The organism is Streptomyces sp. NPDC102514, assembly GCF_055584525.1.
The window spans coordinates 64,609-81,604 of the sequence record NZ_JBVJLW010000026.1; the positions used below are offsets into that span (position 1 = coordinate 64,609).

The following is a 16,996-nucleotide window of genomic DNA, read 5'->3' on the forward strand; positions in this document are numbered from 1 at the left end:
TTAAATGTGCTCAAGCAGGGAGAAGGGCCCACCGCAAGGCACCTACGGTCGCACGAGTGATGAGCAGCAGTCCCGAGACCTCGACCCGCACCACCGGCGCACACCGGGCGCACCGCGAGGCGCGCGACCGGGCAGCGGCGCGCACGGTGGCGCAGTGCCCGCCGACCCGTTACGAGCCCTACCTGGACGGCCTGTTCACCTACTGCCTGTCCGTGCTCTGCGACCACGACACGGCGACCGCCGCCCTGGGGGACGTCCTCACCCTCGCCGAGCGCCGCGGCCATCGAGGCCGCGAGACGCCCGACGACCGCAGGGCCTGGCTGTACGCGCTCGCCCGCTGGTCCTGTCTGCGCAAGCTCGCCGAGGCCAGGCAGAAGCGTCACGGCGCCGGCGCCCATGCGTCGGGCCGGTCCGAGGGCGGCGCCGGCGGCTCACATACGGAGGCCCGCTCCGACGACGCCCGAGCCGCCGCCCACATCGCTGAACGGGCCGCCGCCCACGTCGGTGAACGGGATGGCGAGCGAGGCGGCGAGCGCGCCGGAGAGCGGGGTGGCGACCGGACCGCCGAACTCCTCGCCGACGCCGAGAAGGACCGGCGCCGTCGCGAACTCGCCCTGCTGGCCTGGCCGGAGGCCGCCGGTACGACGCCCGAGCAGCGCGAGGCGCTCGAACTCGCCGTGCGCCACCAGCTCGCCGCGCACGAGGTCGCCGCCGTCCTCGGCACCGACCCGGTGGCCGCACGGGAACTCCTCGCGGCGGGCGCCTGCGAGGTCGAGCGCACGCGCGCGGCCCTGGCCGTCGTCGAGACCGGCACCTGTCCGGGCGTGACCCGGCTCACCGGCGACAACCACCTCGTCCTCAGCGCGGCCCTGCGCCGCGAACTGGTCCGGCACGTCGACGACTGCCCGCGCTGCCGCCGGACCGCCGAGCGCGCGGGCCCCGGCTCCTGGCCGGGCACCAGCGTCACGCCCGCCGCGCTGCCCGTGCTCGAAGCCCCGCGCGCGGCCCTCCACAAGGCGATGACGCGCCTCCCGCGCGCGCGGGGCGCCGGTCCGCGCTTCGACCGGCGCGGTTTTCCGATGGACCCCAAGGACCACGCGGCCCGTCGCGACCGGCTGCGCGCGCGTGCCGTCACGACCACGGTCGTCGCCACCGTCGTGGCGGCCCCCGTGCTCGCCCTGTGGGCGGCCTACCGGGGGGCGCCCCTCATCGGCGAGGGCTCCGACGGCCGGCCGGTCACCGCGAACGAGGCGCAGGGCTCCGAGGAACTCGGCGGCGAGGCGTCCGGCTACGAGAACGCGGGCAACGCCAGGACGCGGCCCGGCGCCCGCTTCACCCCGCGCAGCGGCTCGTCCGACGTCTCCGTGGAGGTCGTCAGCGTCGCCCCGGGGCAGCGGAGCGGGCTCTCCGTGGCGGCCCGTTCCGACGGTGGCACGACACTCATCACCCTCACGGCGACCGGCGATTCGGCGGTCCGCTGGTCCGCGCAGGCCGGGGCGTCCTGGCTCTACCTGAGCCAGTCGTCCGGGACGCTTGAACCGGGGGAGTCCCTGACGATCAAGGTGTACGTCGATCATCTGCGGGAGCCCAATGGGGCGTGGAGCGCGCGGGTGGCGGTCGGGCCGGCGGGGGCGGTGGTCACGATCGGCGGGTACGGGACGGCGGGGCCGACGGGGCCGGGGCCCCGGCCGGATCCGCCTTCGCCGAGTGGGCCCGGGCCGTCGGATCCTGGACCTGGTCCCGGTCCCTCGGATCCCGGGCCCGGACCCGAGCCGACGCCGTCCGGGCCCTCGCCGTCCGATCCGGGGCCGTCCGATCCCGGGCCGGAGCCGACGCCGAGTGGGCCGGGGCCGTCGGATCCGGAGCCTGAGCCTCCGCCGGGCTCCTCCGGAGGGGGTGAGCCGACGTCCGGTGGGCCCGGTGGCAGTGGTGAGCCGAGCCCATCGGGGAGTTGACACGCTCCCGCGGGTCGGAGGTCGGCCGCGGGAGCGTCGTGGCCGGTCGCGCAGTTCCCCGCGCCCCTGGGGGGCGGGGGGCCGGTCCGGGAGTTGGGTGCGGGTCCGTCGTGGCTGGTCGCGCAGTTCCCCGCGCCCTTAGCGGGCGCCGGGGTCCGCCGGGTGGGGGGCCAGGAGGGGGAGTTGGGAGGCCAGGCGTTCCTCGCAGAGGTTCACCAGCTGGTCGTAGCCCGACTTGCCCATCAGTTCGATCAGTTCCGGGCGGTACGAGACGTAGACCGGGTCGCCCGCGCCGTGGGCGGACGTCGCCGACGTGCACCACCAGTGCAGGTCGTGCCCGCCAGGACCCCACCCGCGGCGGTCGTACTCGCCGATCGAGACCTGCAGCACCCGCGTGTCGTCGGGCCGGTCGATCCACTCGTACGTCCGCCGGACCGGCAGCTGCCAGCAGACGTCCGGCTTGGTCTCCAAGGGCTCGCGGCCCTCCTTGACGGCCAGGATGTGCAGCGAACAGCCCATCCCGCCGGCGAAACCGGGGCGGTTCTGGAAGATGCAGGACCCCTCGTACGGGCGCGTCTGCCGGTCCCCGTCCTCGTCCTGCGAGACCCAGCCGGTCGCGGTCCCCACGTCGTGGTGCTGCCAGATGTCCGGCGTGAGCCTCGCCACGTGACCGGCCACACGCTTCTCGTCGTCCTCGTCCGAGAAGTGGGCACCCAGCGTGCAGCATCCGTCGTCCGCGCGGCCCGCCTGGATCCCCTGGCAGCCGCTCCCGAAGATGCAGTTCCAGCGAGAGGTCAGCCATGTCAGATCGCAGCGGAAGATCTGCTCGTCGTCGGCCGGATCCGGGAACTCCACCCACGCACGTGCGAAGTCGAGCCCCTTCTCGTCGCCCTTCGGAGCTTTCGGAAGCTTTCCGGGCTTGGACGGCTTCACCCGAAGCTCGTCCTTCGCGGGCCCTGCGGCGGAATCCTTGGCCGATTTGTCGCTCTTCGCCTTTTTCGTCTTTGGCACCAGACCAGAGTAAGTCGCTCACGACCACTCTGGGGACGGCCGAGGGGCCCGGGCGCAGTAGCGTGCCGTACATGAGACTCGGTGTCCTGGACGTGGGTTCGAACACGGTGCACCTGCTGGTGGTGGATGCACACCCCGGCGCGCGCCCGCTGCCCGCGCATTCGCACAAGGCGGAGCTACGGCTCGCCCAACTTCTGGACGACAGCGGCGCGATCGACTCCGTGGGCGTCGACAAACTGATCGCCGTCATCCAGGAGGCGCTGGAGGCCGCCGAGGACAAGGGCGTCGAGGATCTGCTGCCGTTCGCGACCTCCGCGGTGCGTGAGGCCAGCAACGCCGACGAGGTGCTGGCCCGGGTGCGCGAGGAGACCGGCGTGGAGCTCCAGGTCCTCACCGGCGCGGAGGAGGCCCGGCTCACCTTCCTCGCCGCCCGCCGCTGGTTCGGCTGGTCGGCCGGGAAACTGCTCGTGCTGGACATCGGCGGCGGCTCGCTGGAGATCGCGTACGGCATCGACGAGGAGCCCGACGCGGCCGCCTCGCTGCCGCTGGGCGCGGGCCGGCTGACCGCGGGCTGGCTGCCGACCGACCCGGCGGACCCGGCGGACATAAGGGCCCTGCGCCGTCATGTGCGGGCCCAGATCGCCCGTACGGTCGGGGAGTTCAGCCGGTTCGGTGCCCCGGACCACGTGGTCGCCACCTCCAAGACCTTCAAGCAGCTCGCCCGGCTCGCGGGTGCCGCCCGCTCGGTCGACGGCCTGTACGTCCAGCGCGAGCTCAAGCGCCGTTCCCTGGAGGACTGGGTCCCGCGCCTGGCCTCCATGACGACCGCCGAACGCGCGGAACTCCCCGGAGTCTCCGAGGGCCGCGCCGCCCAGCTCCTCGCCGGCGCGGTGGTGGCGGAGGGCGCGATGGACCTCTTCGGAGTGGAAACGGTAGATATCTGCCCCTGGGCACTCCGAGAGGGAGTAATCCTCCGAACCCTGGACCAGATGACCCCCCAATAACCCTCCAAGCCCCCAAAAGGCCGCCCCGAAGGGGCACGAGGAACGTCGCGACCAACCACCGACGACGGCCATCCGACACACAACCCCGCCCCCACCCCCCAAGGGGCGCGAGGAACGTCGCGAGCAACCACCGACGACGGCCAGCCAACACACAACCTCACCCCCACCCCCTAAGGGGCGCGAGGAACGGCGCGAGCAACCACCGACGACGCTCACCCGACACACAGCCCCGCCCCCACCCCCTAAGGGGCGCGGGGAACGGCGCGACAAGCCCCCACCGGACCCGCACCCACCCACCAAGCCCAAGCCCACGCACCGAACCTGCCCACCCCCCCCGGTGAGGGGTCGGCCCCCGGCCAAACAACCCCACCCCGCCACACCCGACGAACCCACCCCGTAACCTGTCCCCGTGGCAGAACCAGTCGTGCGCATCCCGGATGCGAAGGTCGCCCTGTCCACGGCCTCCGTCTATCCGGAGTCGACAGCGACGGCCTTCGAGATCGCCGCACGCCTCGGCTACGACGGCGTAGAGGTCATGGTGTGGACCGACCCGGTCAGCCAGGACATCGAAGCCCTGCGCCGCCTCAGCGACTACCACCGGATGCCGATCCTCGCCGTACACGCCCCCTGCCTGCTCATCACCCAGCGCGTCTGGTCCACCGACCCGTGGATCAAACTCCAGCGCGCCCGGGCGGCGGCCGAGAAACTCGGCGCGAGCACGGTGGTCGTACACCCCCCGTTCCGCTGGCAGCGCCAGTACTCCCGTGACTTCGTCACCGGAATCTGGCAGATGGCCAACGAGACGGACGTACGATTCGCCGTCGAAAACATGTACCCCTGGCGCTACCGCGATCGCGAGATGCTCGCGTACGCACCCGACTGGGACGTGACGAAGGACGACTACCGGCACTTCACGATCGATCTGAGCCACACCGCGACGGCCCGCACGGACGCGCTCCAGATGATCGACCGCATGAGCGACCGCCTCGGTCACGTCCACCTCGCCGACGGCAGCGGCTCCATCAAGGACGAGCACCTGGTCCCCGGCCGCGGCACCCAGCCCTGCGCCGAACTGCTCGAACGGCTCGCCCTGTCCGGCTACGACGGCCACGTCGTCATCGAGGTCAACACCCGCCGCGCCATGTCGAGCGCCGAGCGCGAGGCCGATCTCGCGGAAGCCCTCGCCTTCACCCGCCTCCACCTGGCCTCGGCGGTCCGGGTCCCGCGTACATGACCGCCGCCACCCCGCGCCGCCGGGGACGCCCCTCCCGTACGGACTCGCAGGACACCCCCGCGGCCCGCGACCGCATCCTGTCGGCGGCCCGCGAGGAGTTCGCGGAACGGGGCTTCGAGAAGACCTCCATGCGTGCCATCGCGAAGGCGGCGGACGTGGACTCGGCACTCGTACATCACTACTTCGGTACGAAGGAGCAGGTTTTCGAGGCGTCCATCGAGGTCGCCATCGGCCCCCTGCTGAGCGCGCCCGGCTCGGTCGGCGAGGGTCCCCTCGACGGCGTGGGCGAACGGCTGGCCCGCTTCTTCTTCGGCGTCTGGGAGAACCCGGCCACCCGCAAGGCCCTCCTCGCCATCGTCCGATCGGCCGTGAACAACGAGACCGCGGCCGGTGTCTTCCGCCGCCTGATCTCCACCCAGCTGCTGCGCCGCGTCGCCCTCCAGCTGGACCTCCCGGACGCCGAACTGCGCGCGGAACTGGCCGCCGCGCAGCTCGTGGGCATCGCGATGCTGCGTTACGTGATCAAGGTCGAGCCGCTGGCCTCGGCGGACCCGGAACAGATCATCAACCGCGTCGCCCCAGTGATCCAGTCCCATCTGACAGCCCCCTGAGCAGGGGCGCAGCCCCGCTCCGAGGGGCGCGGGGAACCGCGCGCCCAGCCCCCCGGCCGGCACCCGGCACCTGACATCCGGCACCCGACATCCGGCACCCGACCCCAAGCACCCCATCCGCTCAGAGTCCCGCACACATGCCGCCCCACCCTCAAAACCCGAGACAACAATCCCGCATACCGGACACCACGTCCAAACCCTGGATACCGGGCGTACGCTCGACAGCAGTCAACACTCTCCGAAGGAGCGACCGGCCATGCCCGAGCTGAGGTCCCGCACAGTCACCCACGGACGCAACATGGCGGGCGCCCGCGCCCTTATGCGCGCCTCCGGTGTACCGGGCGCGGACATCGGCCGCAAGCCGATCATCGCGGTCGCCAACTCCTTCACGGAGTTCGTGCCCGGCCACACCCACCTCCAGCCGGTCGGCCGCATCGTGAGCGAGGCCATCACCGCCGCCGGAGGCATCCCGCGCGAGTTCAACACGATCGCCGTCGACGACGGCATCGCGATGGGCCACGGAGGCATGCTCTACAGCCTCCCCTCCCGCGACCTGATCGCGGACAGCGTGGAGTACATGGTGGAGGCCCACTGCGCCGACGCCCTGATCTGCATCTCGAACTGCGACAAGATCACGCCCGGCATGCTGATGGCGGCCCTGCGCCTCAACATCCCGACGGTCTTCGTCTCCGGCGGCCCCATGGAGTCCGGCCGCGCCACGCTGGTCGACGGCTCGGTCCGCACGCTCGACCTGGTCGACGCGATCTCCGACGCCGTGAACGACAAGATCTCGGACGAGGACATCCTCCGTATCGAGGAGAACGCCTGTCCGACCTGCGGTTCGTGTTCCGGCATGTTCACGGCCAACTCCATGAACTGCCTGACCGAGGCCATCGGCCTCTCCCTCCCCGGCAACGGCTCGGTCCTCGCCACGCACACGGCCCGCAAAGGCCTGTACGAGGACGCGGCGCGCACGGTCATGGACGTCACCCGGCGCTACTACGAGCAGGACGACGAGTCGGTCCTGCCCCGCAACGTCGCCACGATCGCCGCCTTCGAGAACGCCATGGCCCTCGACATCGCCATGGGCGGCTCCACCAACACGATCCTGCACCTGCTGGCCGCCGCCGAGGAGGCGGGCGTCCCGTTCGGCCTGGACGAGATCAACGCGGTCTCGCGCCGCGTGCCGTGCCTCGCCAAGGTCGCCCCGAACGTGGCGAAGGACCGCACGTACTACATGGAGGACGTGCACCGGGCCGGCGGCATCCCCGCCCTGCTCGGCGAACTCCACCGCGCCGGCCTCCTGAACGAGGACGTCCACTCGGTGCACAGCCCGTCCCTCGCGGACTGGCTCAAGACCTGGGACGTCCGCGGCGGCTCCCCCTCCCCGGAGGCACTGGAACTGTGGTTCGCGGCGCCCGGCGGCGTCCGCTCGTCCACGGCCTTCTCCCAGTCCGAGCGCTGGGCGGCCCTCGACGAGGACGCGGAGGGCGGCTGCATCCGCTCCGCTGAGCACGCGTACTCCAAGGACGGCGGCCTCGCGGTCCTCAAGGGCAACCTCGCCGTCGACGGCTGTGTCGTGAAGACGGCCGGCGTGGACGAGTCGATCTGGACCTTCGAGGGCCCGGCGGTCGTCTGCGAGTCGCAGGAGGAGGCCGTCGACAAGATCCTCAAGAAGGAGATCACGCACGGCGACGTCGTGGTCATCCGCTACGAGGGCCCCAAGGGCGGCCCCGGCATGCAGGAGATGCTCTACCCGACGTCGTTCCTGAAGGGCCGCGGCCTCGGCAAGACCTGCGCCCTGATCACCGACGGCCGCTTCTCCGGCGGCACCTCGGGCCTGTCCATCGGCCACGCCTCGCCCGAGGCGGCGTCCGGCGGCACGATCGCCCTCGTCCGCGACGGCGACCGCATCCGCATCGACATCCCGAACCGCAGCATCGAACTCCTGGTCCCCGACGAGGAGTTGGCCGAGCGCCGCGAGGCACTCAAGGGCGTGTACGCCCCGGTCGCCCGCGAGCGCAAGGTCTCGGCCGCCCTGCGCGCGTACGCCGCGATGGCGACCAGCGCGGACAGGGGCGCCGTCCGGGACGTCACGCTGCTCGGCTAGGGCCTGTCCGACGCCGTCTCCGGTTCTCCGTCTCCGGACGCACCCGAACCCGCCCGGTCCTCATGACCGGGCGGGTTCGCCGTTCACCGGGCTGGGCCCTCGTCCCTGGGACTCACCAGCCGGCGGGCTCGCGGGCGTCCACGCCGAAGACACTGCCGTCGGGCGCGCTCGCGTAGACCCGGTCGCCCACGACCATGGGCGGCAGCACCTCGGCCACGACCCGTTCGCCGTCCTCGCCGAGCCGCGTGGGCGTCTGGCCCACGAGCTCGCCGGTGCGGACGTCGGCCGCGAGCAGCCGGCCGTCGGGTGCGCTGACGTACACGTACCGGTCGTCGGCGGTCGGCGCCGAGGCCCTGCTGACCGAGGTCTCACGATGCCAGCGCTGCTTGCCGGCCTCGATGTCGACGGCCACCAGCGCACCTCCCACGGCCAGTAAATAGACCGCGTCGCCGTGCAGGGCGGCCGTGGCGGACGGCAGCGGGAGGTCGAGCGCGATCCGCTGCTCCTTGCCCCCGTCCGACGCACTGCCGGATGCGCTGCCCGATGCACGGCCGGACGCACCGCCCGGCGTGTAGCCGACGATGCTCCGGGTCTCCTGGGACGCGTTCTCGGCGGTGAGCCAGAGAGTGCCCTTCCGGGTGCCGACCGGAGTGAGCAGCCCGTCGAGGCGGTGCCGCCAGCGCACGTCCCCGGTCCGCGGGTCCACCGCGATCACCTGCGTGCCCGTACCGTCCGACGTCAGCGTCGTCGCGTACGCGAGTTCGCCGCCGAAGTACGCGAAAGCCGGCTGGGCCCCGCCGGCCGGGCGGCCCTGCCAGAGCCGCTTCCCGGTCCTCCCGTCGATGCCGGTGACCGTGCCGTCGCCCGAGGTCAGCAGAACGGTGTCGCCCGCGTACCGCGCACCGCCCCCGTACACCGAGGTGTCCAGCTTCCAGCGGGTCCTGCCCGTGTCCGGGTCGAGTGCGACCAGCTGCCCGCCGGCCGCGGTGACCGTGTGCACCAGGCCCCCGGACAGGACGGGCGCGGAGACCGAACCGTCCTCCCCGCTCTTCGCCGAGCGCGTCCACCGCACCTTTCCGTCGCGCGGGCCGAGGGCGCCGGCGAGCACACCGGGACCGGCACAGAGCAGGGCTCCACCGCCGTACGTGCACTTGGCCATGCCCTCCCCGCCCGTGCCCACCTTCGTGACCCACGGCCGGAACATCTCACCGGCGGACCCGCGTGCGCCACCCGATCCTGAGCCCGGCCGCCGTCCGGAACCGTCGTCACCCGGCAGCCCGGCCAGCAGCGCACCGCCGACCGCGAGCACGGCCACGCCACCGAGCGCGACGCTGAGCAGCCCCCGGCGCCGCGAACGCACGGAGGAAGAACCCGCACCCGCACCCGCACCAGCACCCGCAACTACATCTGCATCTGCGCCTATCTCTGCACCTGCACCTGCGCCTGATGCCGAGTCGTGGGATCCGGCATAGCCGTCGGACCCCGGGGGCGTACGCCGCTTGCCGCGCACGTGAGTCGTACGGTCGCGCGAGTCGGCCACGGCTCCCGCCGATCCCGTCGGTGCTCCCGCCGACGGCTCCGCCGTCTCCGCCGCGCGCTGCGCCGGTATGAACAGCTGCGTGTCGTAGAGGGACGAGACATGCCGCAGCTCGGCCATCAGCTCGTCGGGTGTGGGCCGTTCGCCGGGTTCCTTGGCGAGGCAGCGGGCGATCAGCGGAGCCAGGTCGTCGGGTACGTCCGTCAGATCGGGTTCGTCATGCACGACCTGGTAGGCCACGACGTAGGGGCTGTCGGAGTCGAAGGGGCCACGCCCGGTCGCGGCGTGCACCAGCACGGACCCGAGCGCGAAGATGTCGGCGGCCGGTCCCACCTCGCGCGGGCGGCGGAACTGCTCGGGGGCCATGAAGGGCGGCGTGCCGATCAATTTGCCCGTCTCCGTGCGCAGTTCGCTGTCCGACGGCCGCGAGATACCGAAGTCGATGACCTTGGGGCCGTCCTCGGCGAGCAGGACGTTGCTGGGCTTGAGGTCGCGGTGCACCACACCGGCACGGTGGATGTCGCGCAACGCCTCGGCGAGACCTGCCATCACCTGACGCAACTGCGCGGACGACAGCGAACCGTTCCGCTTCACATGCTCCGCGAGCGTCGGCCCCGGGATGAACAGGGTGGCCATCCAGGGCCGGTCCGCCTCGGGGTCGGCGTCCACCACCGGCGCGGTGAACGCACCGCTGACCCGCCGTGCGGCCGCCACCTCCTGCTTGAAACGCCCCCTGAACTCGGGGTCCCTGGCGAACTCGACGTTGATGACCTTCACCGCGAGCCGCAGCCCCGACGTCGAGCGGGCCAGATGGACCACGCCCATGCCACCGGAGCCGAGACGTGACTCAAGGCGGTACTGCCCTGCGTACTCGGGAAGTTCCGCTTCGGCATCCGATCCGGCGATGCGTCTTGGCGGCATCGTCCACCCCCGTGAATTGCGTACGCACGCGCGACGCACGGAGCCTAGTCGATGGTTCGTGCGAGTCCCACGCGGCTTGCTAGCCTCCGCGTGCACAAAACAAAGACAGCGTTTCGAGACACCACATTCGAGACAACGCATGCACCACATCCAACGGGGAGACACACATGGCTGTTGAAGAGGTCAGAGAAACCGAAGCGGTCGAAACGGCTGAGGTGGCCGAAGTGGCTGACGGGGCCGCGGTGACCGCGAGCGCGTCGGCCAGCGCCGAGGCAGCGGCGGCGGTCGCCGCACAGACCCTCTACTCCATCGCACCCGGCTACACCCTGAACGTCCGCAGCGGCCCCGGCACCCAGTACCGCCTGATCCGCACGCTGGCGCCGGGCTCCAGGGTCCCGATCTTCTGCCAGCGCCCGGGGGAGACGATCAGCGGCCCCTACGGGACGACGAAGATCTGGGACAACATCGAGGTCGGGGAGTACGTCTCCGACGCGTACGTGCACACGGGGAGCGACGGGTACGTGGCATCGCGCTGCGCCTGACGCCTTCGCCGCCGAGTACCGCCTCGGCCCGCCGACCCACCGACAGGCCGGCCGAGGCGATAATCGACCCGTGAGCGACAAACCAGGCACGACTTCCGCAGGCCGCGCAGGCCCCCGCCCCGAACCGATCCGCTTCTTCGGGGTGACCTGGGTGGACCACGACGGCGGTTACGCGCTCCGCCGCGCGGCCGTGACCGTCGGCTCGCTCGTCGCGATCGCGGTCAGCTGCCTGGTCCTGCGGTTCGCGTACGAGGGGCTGGAGATCGCGGCCGTGGGCGGCTTCGTCACCGGCCTGGTCGTGGTGATGTTCGCCGTCTGCAGCGCGCTGGCGTTCCGCCACGCCTGGGCGGGCTATACGGAACGTCCGGCCCCGGACAGCCAGTCCGCGCTGCGGGGCCTGCTGACGATCGGCTTCGTCGGCACGCTCGCCGCGTACTTCTTCCGCTCCCTGACGGAAGCCCCGGGCGAAACCCTCCACCGCACGGAGTACGAAACAACACCCCCCAACAACCGCAACTAGCACCACGCCCGCCTGCGACCCCGGCGGGGCCGTTCGCGCAGTTCCCCGCGCCCCTAAAAACGGGGCTACGCCCCAGCTTCTGCCCGGTCAGGGGCGCGCGAACGAGTGTCGAGCCGGGGCGCAGCCCCGCTCTTTGGGGGCGCGGGGAACTGCGCGGCCAACCCCCACCGGGCCCGCGGACGAGTGTCGGGCTGGGGCGCAGCCCCGTCTGTCAGGGGCGCGAGGAACTGCGCGGCCAACCCCCACCGAACCCGCAGACGGGCAACGGGCTGGGGCGCAGCCCCGCCTGCCAGGGGCGCGGGGAACTGCGCGAACGGCCCCCACCGAACCCGCACCCGACAACCGAACCGACCCGGCGGCGCACAACCCCACCCACGATGTACCCATGACCCCCAACTACGCCCTCTCCTTCAACACCGCCGCACCCCAGTACGCAGCGAACCGCCCCTCCTATCCCCCCACCGTCCTCGACACGATCGAGCAGACAGCCGCCCGCCCGCTCAAGGGCGCCCGCATCGCGGACGTGGGCGCAGGCACGGGCATAGCCACCGCCCTCCTACGAGCCCGCGGCGCCGACGTGATCGCGGTCGAACCGGGCGACGGCATGGCGTCCCAGTTCCGCCGCTCCCTCCCCGACACCCCCGTCGTCCGGGGTGACGGCGACGCCCTGCCCCTGGCCACCGCCTCCGTCGACTTCGTCACCTACGCCCAGTCCTGGCACTGGACGAACCCCGCCCGCTCCCTCCCCGAAGCCATGCGCGTCCTGCGCCCGTCCGGCGCACTGGCCCTCTGGTGGAACAACCCCGCCCTCGACATCCCCTGGCAGGCGGAGCAGAACCGGCGCGTGGAGGAGTTCATCGGCGGTGACGTCGCCGAGAAGCGCGGCTCCGGCCGCCGGGCCCGCACGGAGGACGTCTTCGCCCGCGCCCCGTACCTCCCCGCCTGCACCCGCCATGAAATCCGCTGGAGCCGAACCGTCCCCCTGGACACCCACCTGGCCAACATCAGCAGCCATTCGGTCTTCCTGGTGCTGAGGGAGGAGGAGAAGGCCGCTTTCCTGACCGAAGAGCGCGCGCACGTCCTTGGGACCTTCCCCGGCGGCCAGGTGGAGGAGAGCTACGAGGTCGTCCTGATCGTCGCCCCGGCTGCTTGACGAGGTCCCCACCCAGGCGCATTATTCATCGCATGATGAATAACGCGTCCGACACCCCTGCCCCCACGCCACCACCCCCCGACCACCCCGCGGTCCACGCCGCCGGCCTCACCGTCGTCCGAGGCCCCCGCCAGGTCCTGCGCGGACTCGACTTCGACGTCCCCCGCGGCCGCATCACCGGTCTGCTCGGCCCGTCAGGGTGCGGCAAGTCCACCCTGATGAGGTCGATCGCCGGCACCCAGGCCAAGGTCACCGGCACCCTGGACGTCCTCGGCCTCCCCGCGGGCCACGCCGCCCTCCGCTCCCGTATCGGTTATGTCACCCAAGCCCCCTCCGTCTACGACGACCTGTCGGTCCGCCAGAACCTGGACTACTTCGCCGCGATCCTCGACCCCGGCCGCGCCGCCGCCGACCGCCGCCGCGAGAACGTCGAGCACGCCATCGCCGACGTGGACCTCGCCTCCCACGCCGACGCCCTCGCGGGCAACCTCTCCGGCGGCCAGCGCAGCCGCGTCTCCCTCGCCGTGGCCCTCCTCGGCACCCCGGAACTCCTCGTCCTCGACGAACCCACGGTCGGACTCGACCCCGTACTCCGCCGCGACCTGTGGCAGCTCTTCCACACCATCGCCGCCGACCGGGGCGCCACCCTCCTCGTCTCCTCCCACGTCATGGACGAGGCGGAGCGCTGCCACCGCCTGCTCCTGATGCGCGAGGGCGAGATCCTCGCCGACGACACCCCGGACGCCCTGCGCACCCAGACCGGCACCGACACCGTCGAGGAGGCCTTCCTCCACCTGGTCGACGAAGCGATCGCCGCCGCCGGCAACCAGCCCCGCCAGCCCGGCCAGCCCCGCAAGGAGTCCGTCCGATGACCACGACCGCCACCCCGCGCACGAGCCCGACCGCGCTCCCCGAGCCGCGCGCGATCAACCTCGCCCGCACCACCGCCACCGCGACCCGGGTCCTGCGCCAGCTCCGCCACGACCCGCGCACGATCGCGCTGATGATCCTCATCCCGTGCCTGATGCTTCTGCTGCTCCGCTATGTCTTCGACGGCAGTCCGCGCACCTTCGACTCCATCGGCGCCTCACTGCTCGGCATCTTCCCCCTCATCACGATGTTCCTGGTGACCTCCATCGCCACCCTCCGCGAACGCACCTCCGGCACCCTCGAACGCCTCCTCGCGATGCCCCTCGGCAAAGGCGACCTCATCGCCGGCTACGCCCTCGCTTTCGGGGCGGTCGCCGTCGTCCAGTCCGTCCTCGCCACCGGTCTCGCCGTGTGGGCCCTCGGTCTCGACGTCACCGGCTCGGCCTGGCTGCTTCTCCTGGTCGCCCTCCTCGACGCGCTGCTCGGTACCGCTCTCGGCCTCTTCGTCTCGGCGTTCGCGTCCTCCGAGTTCCAGGCCGTCCAGTTCATGCCGGCCGTGATCTTCCCCCAGCTCCTCCTCTGCGGCCTGTTCACCCCGCGCTCCGACATGCACCCCGTACTGGAAGGAATCTCCGACGTCCTCCCCATGTCCTACGCGGTCGACGGCATGAACGAAGTCCTGAAGCACACCGACGTCACCGCCGCCTTCGTCCGTGACGCGCTGATCGTCGCGGCCTGCGCCCTCCTCGTACTGACACTCGGCGCGGCGACCCTCCGCCGCCGCACCCCCTGACCGCGTCCCGCCCAGCGGACGGCGCGGCCCGCACCCGGGCCCCCGGTGCGAGGATGGGCCCCGGACGACGCACCCCCGGAGGGCAACCGAACATGACCCAGAAAGTCGCAGTGCTCGGCACCGGCAAGATCGGCGAGGCCCTGCTCAGCGGAATGATCCGAGCCGGCTGGGCCCCCGCCGACCTCCTGGTCACGGCCCGCCGCCCCGAGCGCGCCCAGGAACTCCAGGAACGCCACGGCGTCACCCCGGTCACCAACCAGGAGGCCGCCAAGACGGCGGACACGCTGATCCTCACGGTCAAGCCCCAGGACATGGGCACCCTCCTCGACGAACTCGCCCCGCACGTCCCCGCCGACCGCCTGGTCATCAGCGGCGCCGCGGGCATCCCCACCTCCTTCTTCGAGGAGCGCCTGGCCCAGCGCACCCCCGTCGTCCGTGTCATGACGAACACCCCCGCCCTCGTCGACGAGGCCATGTCCGTCATCTCCGCCGGCAGCCACGCCACCGCCGCTCACCTCGCGCACGCCGAGGAGATCTTCGGCGCCGTCGGCAAGACGCTCCGCGTCCCCGAGTCCCAGCAGGACGCCTGCACCGCCCTCTCCGGCTCGGGCCCGGCGTACTTCTTCTACCTGGTCGAGGCCATGACGGACGCCGGCATCCTGCTCGGTCTGCCCCGCGACAAGGCGCACGACCTCATCGTCCAGTCCGCGATCGGCGCCGCCGTGATGCTCCGCGACAGCGGCGAGCACCCCGTGAAGCTCCGTGAGAACGTCACGTCCCCCGCGGGCACCACGATCAACGCCATCCGCGAGCTGGAGAACCACGGTGTACGGGCCGCCCTCATCGCGGCCCTCGAAGCAGCCCGCGACCGCAGCCGCGCACTGGCCTCCGGCAACAGCTAGGACCTGTCCGGTCGATCACGGCGAAGACGCGGGGTGTGGCACGCACATCTGCGGCGTTGTCGTCGGTTGCCGACGCTCCGCGTCGACGCCCTCCTCCGCCTTGCAGTTGCACGCACCACACCCCGCTCACCGGCGCCCACAAGGCACCGCAGCTTTCCTTCGCCGTGATCGACCGGACAGGTCCTAGCCGCACCCCGCAGGAACCCCGGGGCCGGTCCCACCACCGGCCCCTCGGCTCCTCTACCGCTACGAGTCACCCGGCAGGCAGCAGCCCGATCGCCCGGTACGCCGCGTCCACCCTCGGCTGCGCCATCTCCCTGGCCTTCTCCGCACCCTCACGCAACACCCCTTCCACGTACGCAGGATCGGCGCACAACTCCTTGTGCTTCTGCTGTACGGGCCTGAGGAGTTCGACCACTGCCTCGGCGGTGTCCTTCTTCAAAGATCCGTACGTCTCATATACACCGGCCAGGTCCTTCGGGTTCCCACCTTCACAGGCCGCGAGGATCTCCAGCAGATTCGAGACGCCGGGCCGGGCCTCCCGGTCGTGGACGACCTCGCTCCCGCTGTCCGTCACGGCCCGCATGATCTTCTTCCGCACGGCCTCGGGCTCGTCGAGCAGATAGACGACCCCCGGCCCCACGTCGTCGGACTTCCCCATCTTCGACGTGGGGTCCTGCAGGTTCATGACCCGGGCCGCCACCTCCGGATGCGTGGTCCGCGGTACGACGAACGTCCGCCCGTACCGCTGGTTGAACCGCACCGCGACATCCCGCGTCAGCTCCACGTGCTGGGTCTGGTCGTCCCCCACCGGCACCTCGTCGGTCCCGTACGCCAGGATGTCCGCCGCCATCAGCACGGGATACGTGAGCAGCGACAGCCGCACACTCCCGCCCCGCGCCCGCTCGGCCGCCGCCTTCTCCTTGTACTGGATCATCCGGCGCATCTCGCCGTCCGTGGCCACGCACTCCAGCAGATACGACAGCCGCGCGTGCTCATCCACATGACTCTGTACGAAGACGGTGCACAGCCGGGGATCGAGCCCCGCGGCCAGCAGCAGGGTGGCCGCCTGCCGACTCAGCCTGCGCACCCGCCCCGGATCGTGGTCCACGGTCAGCGCGTGCAGGTCGACGACACAGAACAACGCGTCGGCCTCGTGCTGGTCGACCTCGCTCCAGCGCCGCATCGCACCCAGGTAGTTGCCCAACGTCAGATGCCCGGTCGGCTTGATCCCGCTGAAGACCCGCTTCATCCCGCTACCTCCTGGTGGAGGCCGCCACCACCGCCGGCCGGCGCTCCAGGAAGGAGACACAAAAACGGCCGCCGAGGAGGCGGCCGTTGAGTACACGCGTATGTACGGCCGCCGTCAGGCGGCCCACCACAGCTGGGTGCACGCGTGCGTAGTCATGGGACCGAGGGTACGCCTCAGGGGTGGTCCCCGTACCCGAGTTGACACGCCCCTGCCCGCTCCGTAGTGTTCTCCGAGTTGTCCGACGTGAGCGCCGACCTCGGTTGGTCCCCGGACAGCCATTCCGCAACAAGCACACAGTGATCGACGATCCGTCGTCGGCTCGTTTTCATGCGTGTTTGCGAAATGAGGAATCCGCGTTCGAGAGAGCGCAACCCCGATTAGCTCGGGGGCCGGGATTCCGCTAAAGTCTCACTCGTCGGAACGGCCCAACAGCCGGGAAGACAACCCCCACTTCGACTGGGAATCGGGCCTGAAAGGGTCTGGTAGAGTCGGAATCGCCGGAAAGGGAAACGCGAAAGCGAAAACCTGGAAAGCACCGAGGAAATCGGAACCGGAAACGGTCTGATAGAGTCGGAAACGCA

At 71.5% G+C, this 16,996-nt stretch carries 14 protein-coding genes; 11 read left to right on the forward strand and 3 right to left on the reverse strand.

Annotated elements, in window-relative coordinates:
- Positions 1-59: 59 nt before the first annotated feature.
- Entirely contained in the window at positions 60-1,955 is a 1,896-nt protein-coding gene (locus tag ACZ60E_RS41565) for a BACON domain-containing protein (protein ID WP_469447388.1), read from the forward strand.
- Positions 1,956-2,093: 138 nt separating this feature from the next.
- Here the strand turns inward: ACZ60E_RS41565 and ACZ60E_RS41570 are convergent, their stop codons facing one another.
- A complete protein-coding gene (locus tag ACZ60E_RS41570; protein WP_469447389.1) occupies positions 2,094-2,966 on the reverse strand; it encodes a DUF3109 family protein in 873 nt (290 codons plus the stop codon).
- A gap of 71 nt (positions 2,967-3,037) precedes the next feature.
- Here ACZ60E_RS41570 and ACZ60E_RS41575 point away from each other — a divergent pair, with 71 nt between their 5' ends.
- The 4 genes from ACZ60E_RS41575 (at position 3,038) to ilvD (ending at position 7,925) form a co-directional block, all read left to right on the forward strand.
- The gene (locus ACZ60E_RS41575; RefSeq protein WP_384801735.1) at positions 3,038-3,970 is read left to right on the forward strand and encodes a Ppx/GppA family phosphatase; all 933 of its coding nucleotides are present in this window, start codon (positions 3,038-3,040) and stop codon (positions 3,968-3,970) included.
- A gap of 409 nt (positions 3,971-4,379) precedes the next feature.
- Positions 4,380-5,204, forward strand: a complete 825-nt coding sequence (locus ACZ60E_RS41580; protein WP_384801738.1) for a sugar phosphate isomerase/epimerase family protein — start codon at positions 4,380-4,382, stop codon at positions 5,202-5,204.
- Positions 5,201-5,815 carry a TetR/AcrR family transcriptional regulator gene (locus ACZ60E_RS41585; RefSeq protein WP_384801741.1) on the forward strand — a complete coding sequence of 205 codons (615 nt, stop codon included), beginning with the start codon at positions 5,201-5,203 and terminating at the stop codon, positions 5,813-5,815. Before ACZ60E_RS41580 ends, ACZ60E_RS41585 begins: the two co-directional genes overlap by 4 nt.
- Positions 5,816-6,071: 256 nt before the next feature.
- On the forward strand, positions 6,072-7,925 hold the full coding sequence (gene ilvD / locus ACZ60E_RS41590; protein ID WP_384801744.1) for a dihydroxy-acid dehydratase: 1,854 nt from the start codon (positions 6,072-6,074) through the stop codon (positions 7,923-7,925).
- 112 nt (positions 7,926-8,037) lie between these two features.
- Here ilvD and ACZ60E_RS41595 read toward each other — a convergent pair whose 3' ends face one another.
- The gene (locus ACZ60E_RS41595; protein ID WP_469447392.1) at positions 8,038-10,383 is read right to left on the reverse strand and encodes a serine/threonine-protein kinase; all 2,346 of its coding nucleotides are present in this window, start codon (positions 10,381-10,383) and stop codon (positions 8,038-8,040) included.
- Positions 10,384-10,550: 167 nt separating this feature from the next.
- Here ACZ60E_RS41595 and ACZ60E_RS41600 point away from each other — a divergent pair, with 167 nt between their 5' ends.
- From ACZ60E_RS41600 to proC, 6 genes are all read left to right on the forward strand, one after another.
- The gene (locus tag ACZ60E_RS41600) at positions 10,551-10,925 is read left to right on the forward strand and encodes an SH3 domain-containing protein (protein ID WP_469447394.1); all 375 of its coding nucleotides are present in this window, start codon (positions 10,551-10,553) and stop codon (positions 10,923-10,925) included.
- 70 nt (positions 10,926-10,995) lie between these two features.
- Complete coding sequence (locus tag ACZ60E_RS41605; RefSeq protein ID WP_469447396.1) at positions 10,996-11,445, forward strand: EamA/RhaT family transporter; 450 nt, start codon at positions 10,996-10,998, stop codon at positions 11,443-11,445.
- A gap of 385 nt (positions 11,446-11,830) precedes the next feature.
- Positions 11,831-12,598 carry a class I SAM-dependent methyltransferase gene (locus ACZ60E_RS41610; protein ID WP_469447398.1) on the forward strand — a complete coding sequence of 256 codons (768 nt, stop codon included), beginning with the start codon at positions 11,831-11,833 and terminating at the stop codon, positions 12,596-12,598.
- 32 nt (positions 12,599-12,630) lie between these two features.
- Complete coding sequence (locus tag ACZ60E_RS41615; protein WP_469447400.1) at positions 12,631-13,470, forward strand: ABC transporter ATP-binding protein; 840 nt, start codon at positions 12,631-12,633, stop codon at positions 13,468-13,470.
- Positions 13,467-14,261, forward strand: coding sequence for an ABC transporter permease (locus tag ACZ60E_RS41620; RefSeq protein ID WP_469447401.1), 795 nt, complete (start codon positions 13,467-13,469; stop codon positions 14,259-14,261). The genes ACZ60E_RS41615 and ACZ60E_RS41620 overlap by 4 nt, the downstream gene beginning before the upstream one ends.
- Positions 14,262-14,353: 92 nt before the next feature.
- On the forward strand, positions 14,354-15,163 hold the full coding sequence (proC, locus tag ACZ60E_RS41625; protein WP_210881848.1) for a pyrroline-5-carboxylate reductase: 810 nt from the start codon (positions 14,354-14,356) through the stop codon (positions 15,161-15,163).
- A gap of 253 nt (positions 15,164-15,416) precedes the next feature.
- On the opposite strand, the gene trpS is transcribed toward proC, so the two are convergent.
- The gene (gene trpS, locus ACZ60E_RS41630) at positions 15,417-16,415 is read right to left on the reverse strand and encodes a tryptophan--tRNA ligase (RefSeq protein ID WP_469447403.1); all 999 of its coding nucleotides are present in this window, start codon (positions 16,413-16,415) and stop codon (positions 15,417-15,419) included.
- Positions 16,416-16,996 lie beyond the last annotated feature (581 nt).

What these genes read in the sequence shown, in the direction of transcription:
- ACZ60E_RS41565 (WP_469447388.1), top strand. Translation starts at nt 60, where the DNA reads ATGAGCAGCAGTCCCGAGACCTCGACCCGCACCACCGGCGCACACCGG.
- ACZ60E_RS41575 (WP_384801735.1), top strand. Translation starts at nt 3,038, where the DNA reads ATGAGACTCGGTGTCCTGGACGTGGGTTCGAACACGGTGCACCTGCTG.
- ACZ60E_RS41585 (WP_384801741.1), top strand. Translation starts at nt 5,201, where the DNA reads ATGACCGCCGCCACCCCGCGCCGCCGGGGACGCCCCTCCCGTACGGAC.
- ilvD (WP_384801744.1), top strand. Translation starts at nt 6,072, where the DNA reads ATGCCCGAGCTGAGGTCCCGCACAGTCACCCACGGACGCAACATGGCG.
- ACZ60E_RS41595 (WP_469447392.1), bottom strand. Translation starts at nt 10,383, where the DNA reads ATGCCGCCAAGACGCATCGCCGGATCGGATGCCGAAGCGGAACTTCCC.
- ACZ60E_RS41600 (WP_469447394.1), top strand. Translation starts at nt 10,551, where the DNA reads ATGGCTGTTGAAGAGGTCAGAGAAACCGAAGCGGTCGAAACGGCTGAG.
- ACZ60E_RS41610 (WP_469447398.1), top strand. Translation starts at nt 11,831, where the DNA reads ATGACCCCCAACTACGCCCTCTCCTTCAACACCGCCGCACCCCAGTAC.
- ACZ60E_RS41615 (WP_469447400.1), top strand. Translation starts at nt 12,631, where the DNA reads ATGATGAATAACGCGTCCGACACCCCTGCCCCCACGCCACCACCCCCC.
- ACZ60E_RS41620 (WP_469447401.1), top strand. Translation starts at nt 13,467, where the DNA reads ATGACCACGACCGCCACCCCGCGCACGAGCCCGACCGCGCTCCCCGAG.
- proC (WP_210881848.1), top strand. Translation starts at nt 14,354, where the DNA reads ATGACCCAGAAAGTCGCAGTGCTCGGCACCGGCAAGATCGGCGAGGCC.
- trpS (WP_469447403.1), bottom strand. Translation starts at nt 16,415, where the DNA reads ATGAAGCGGGTCTTCAGCGGGATCAAGCCGACCGGGCATCTGACGTTG.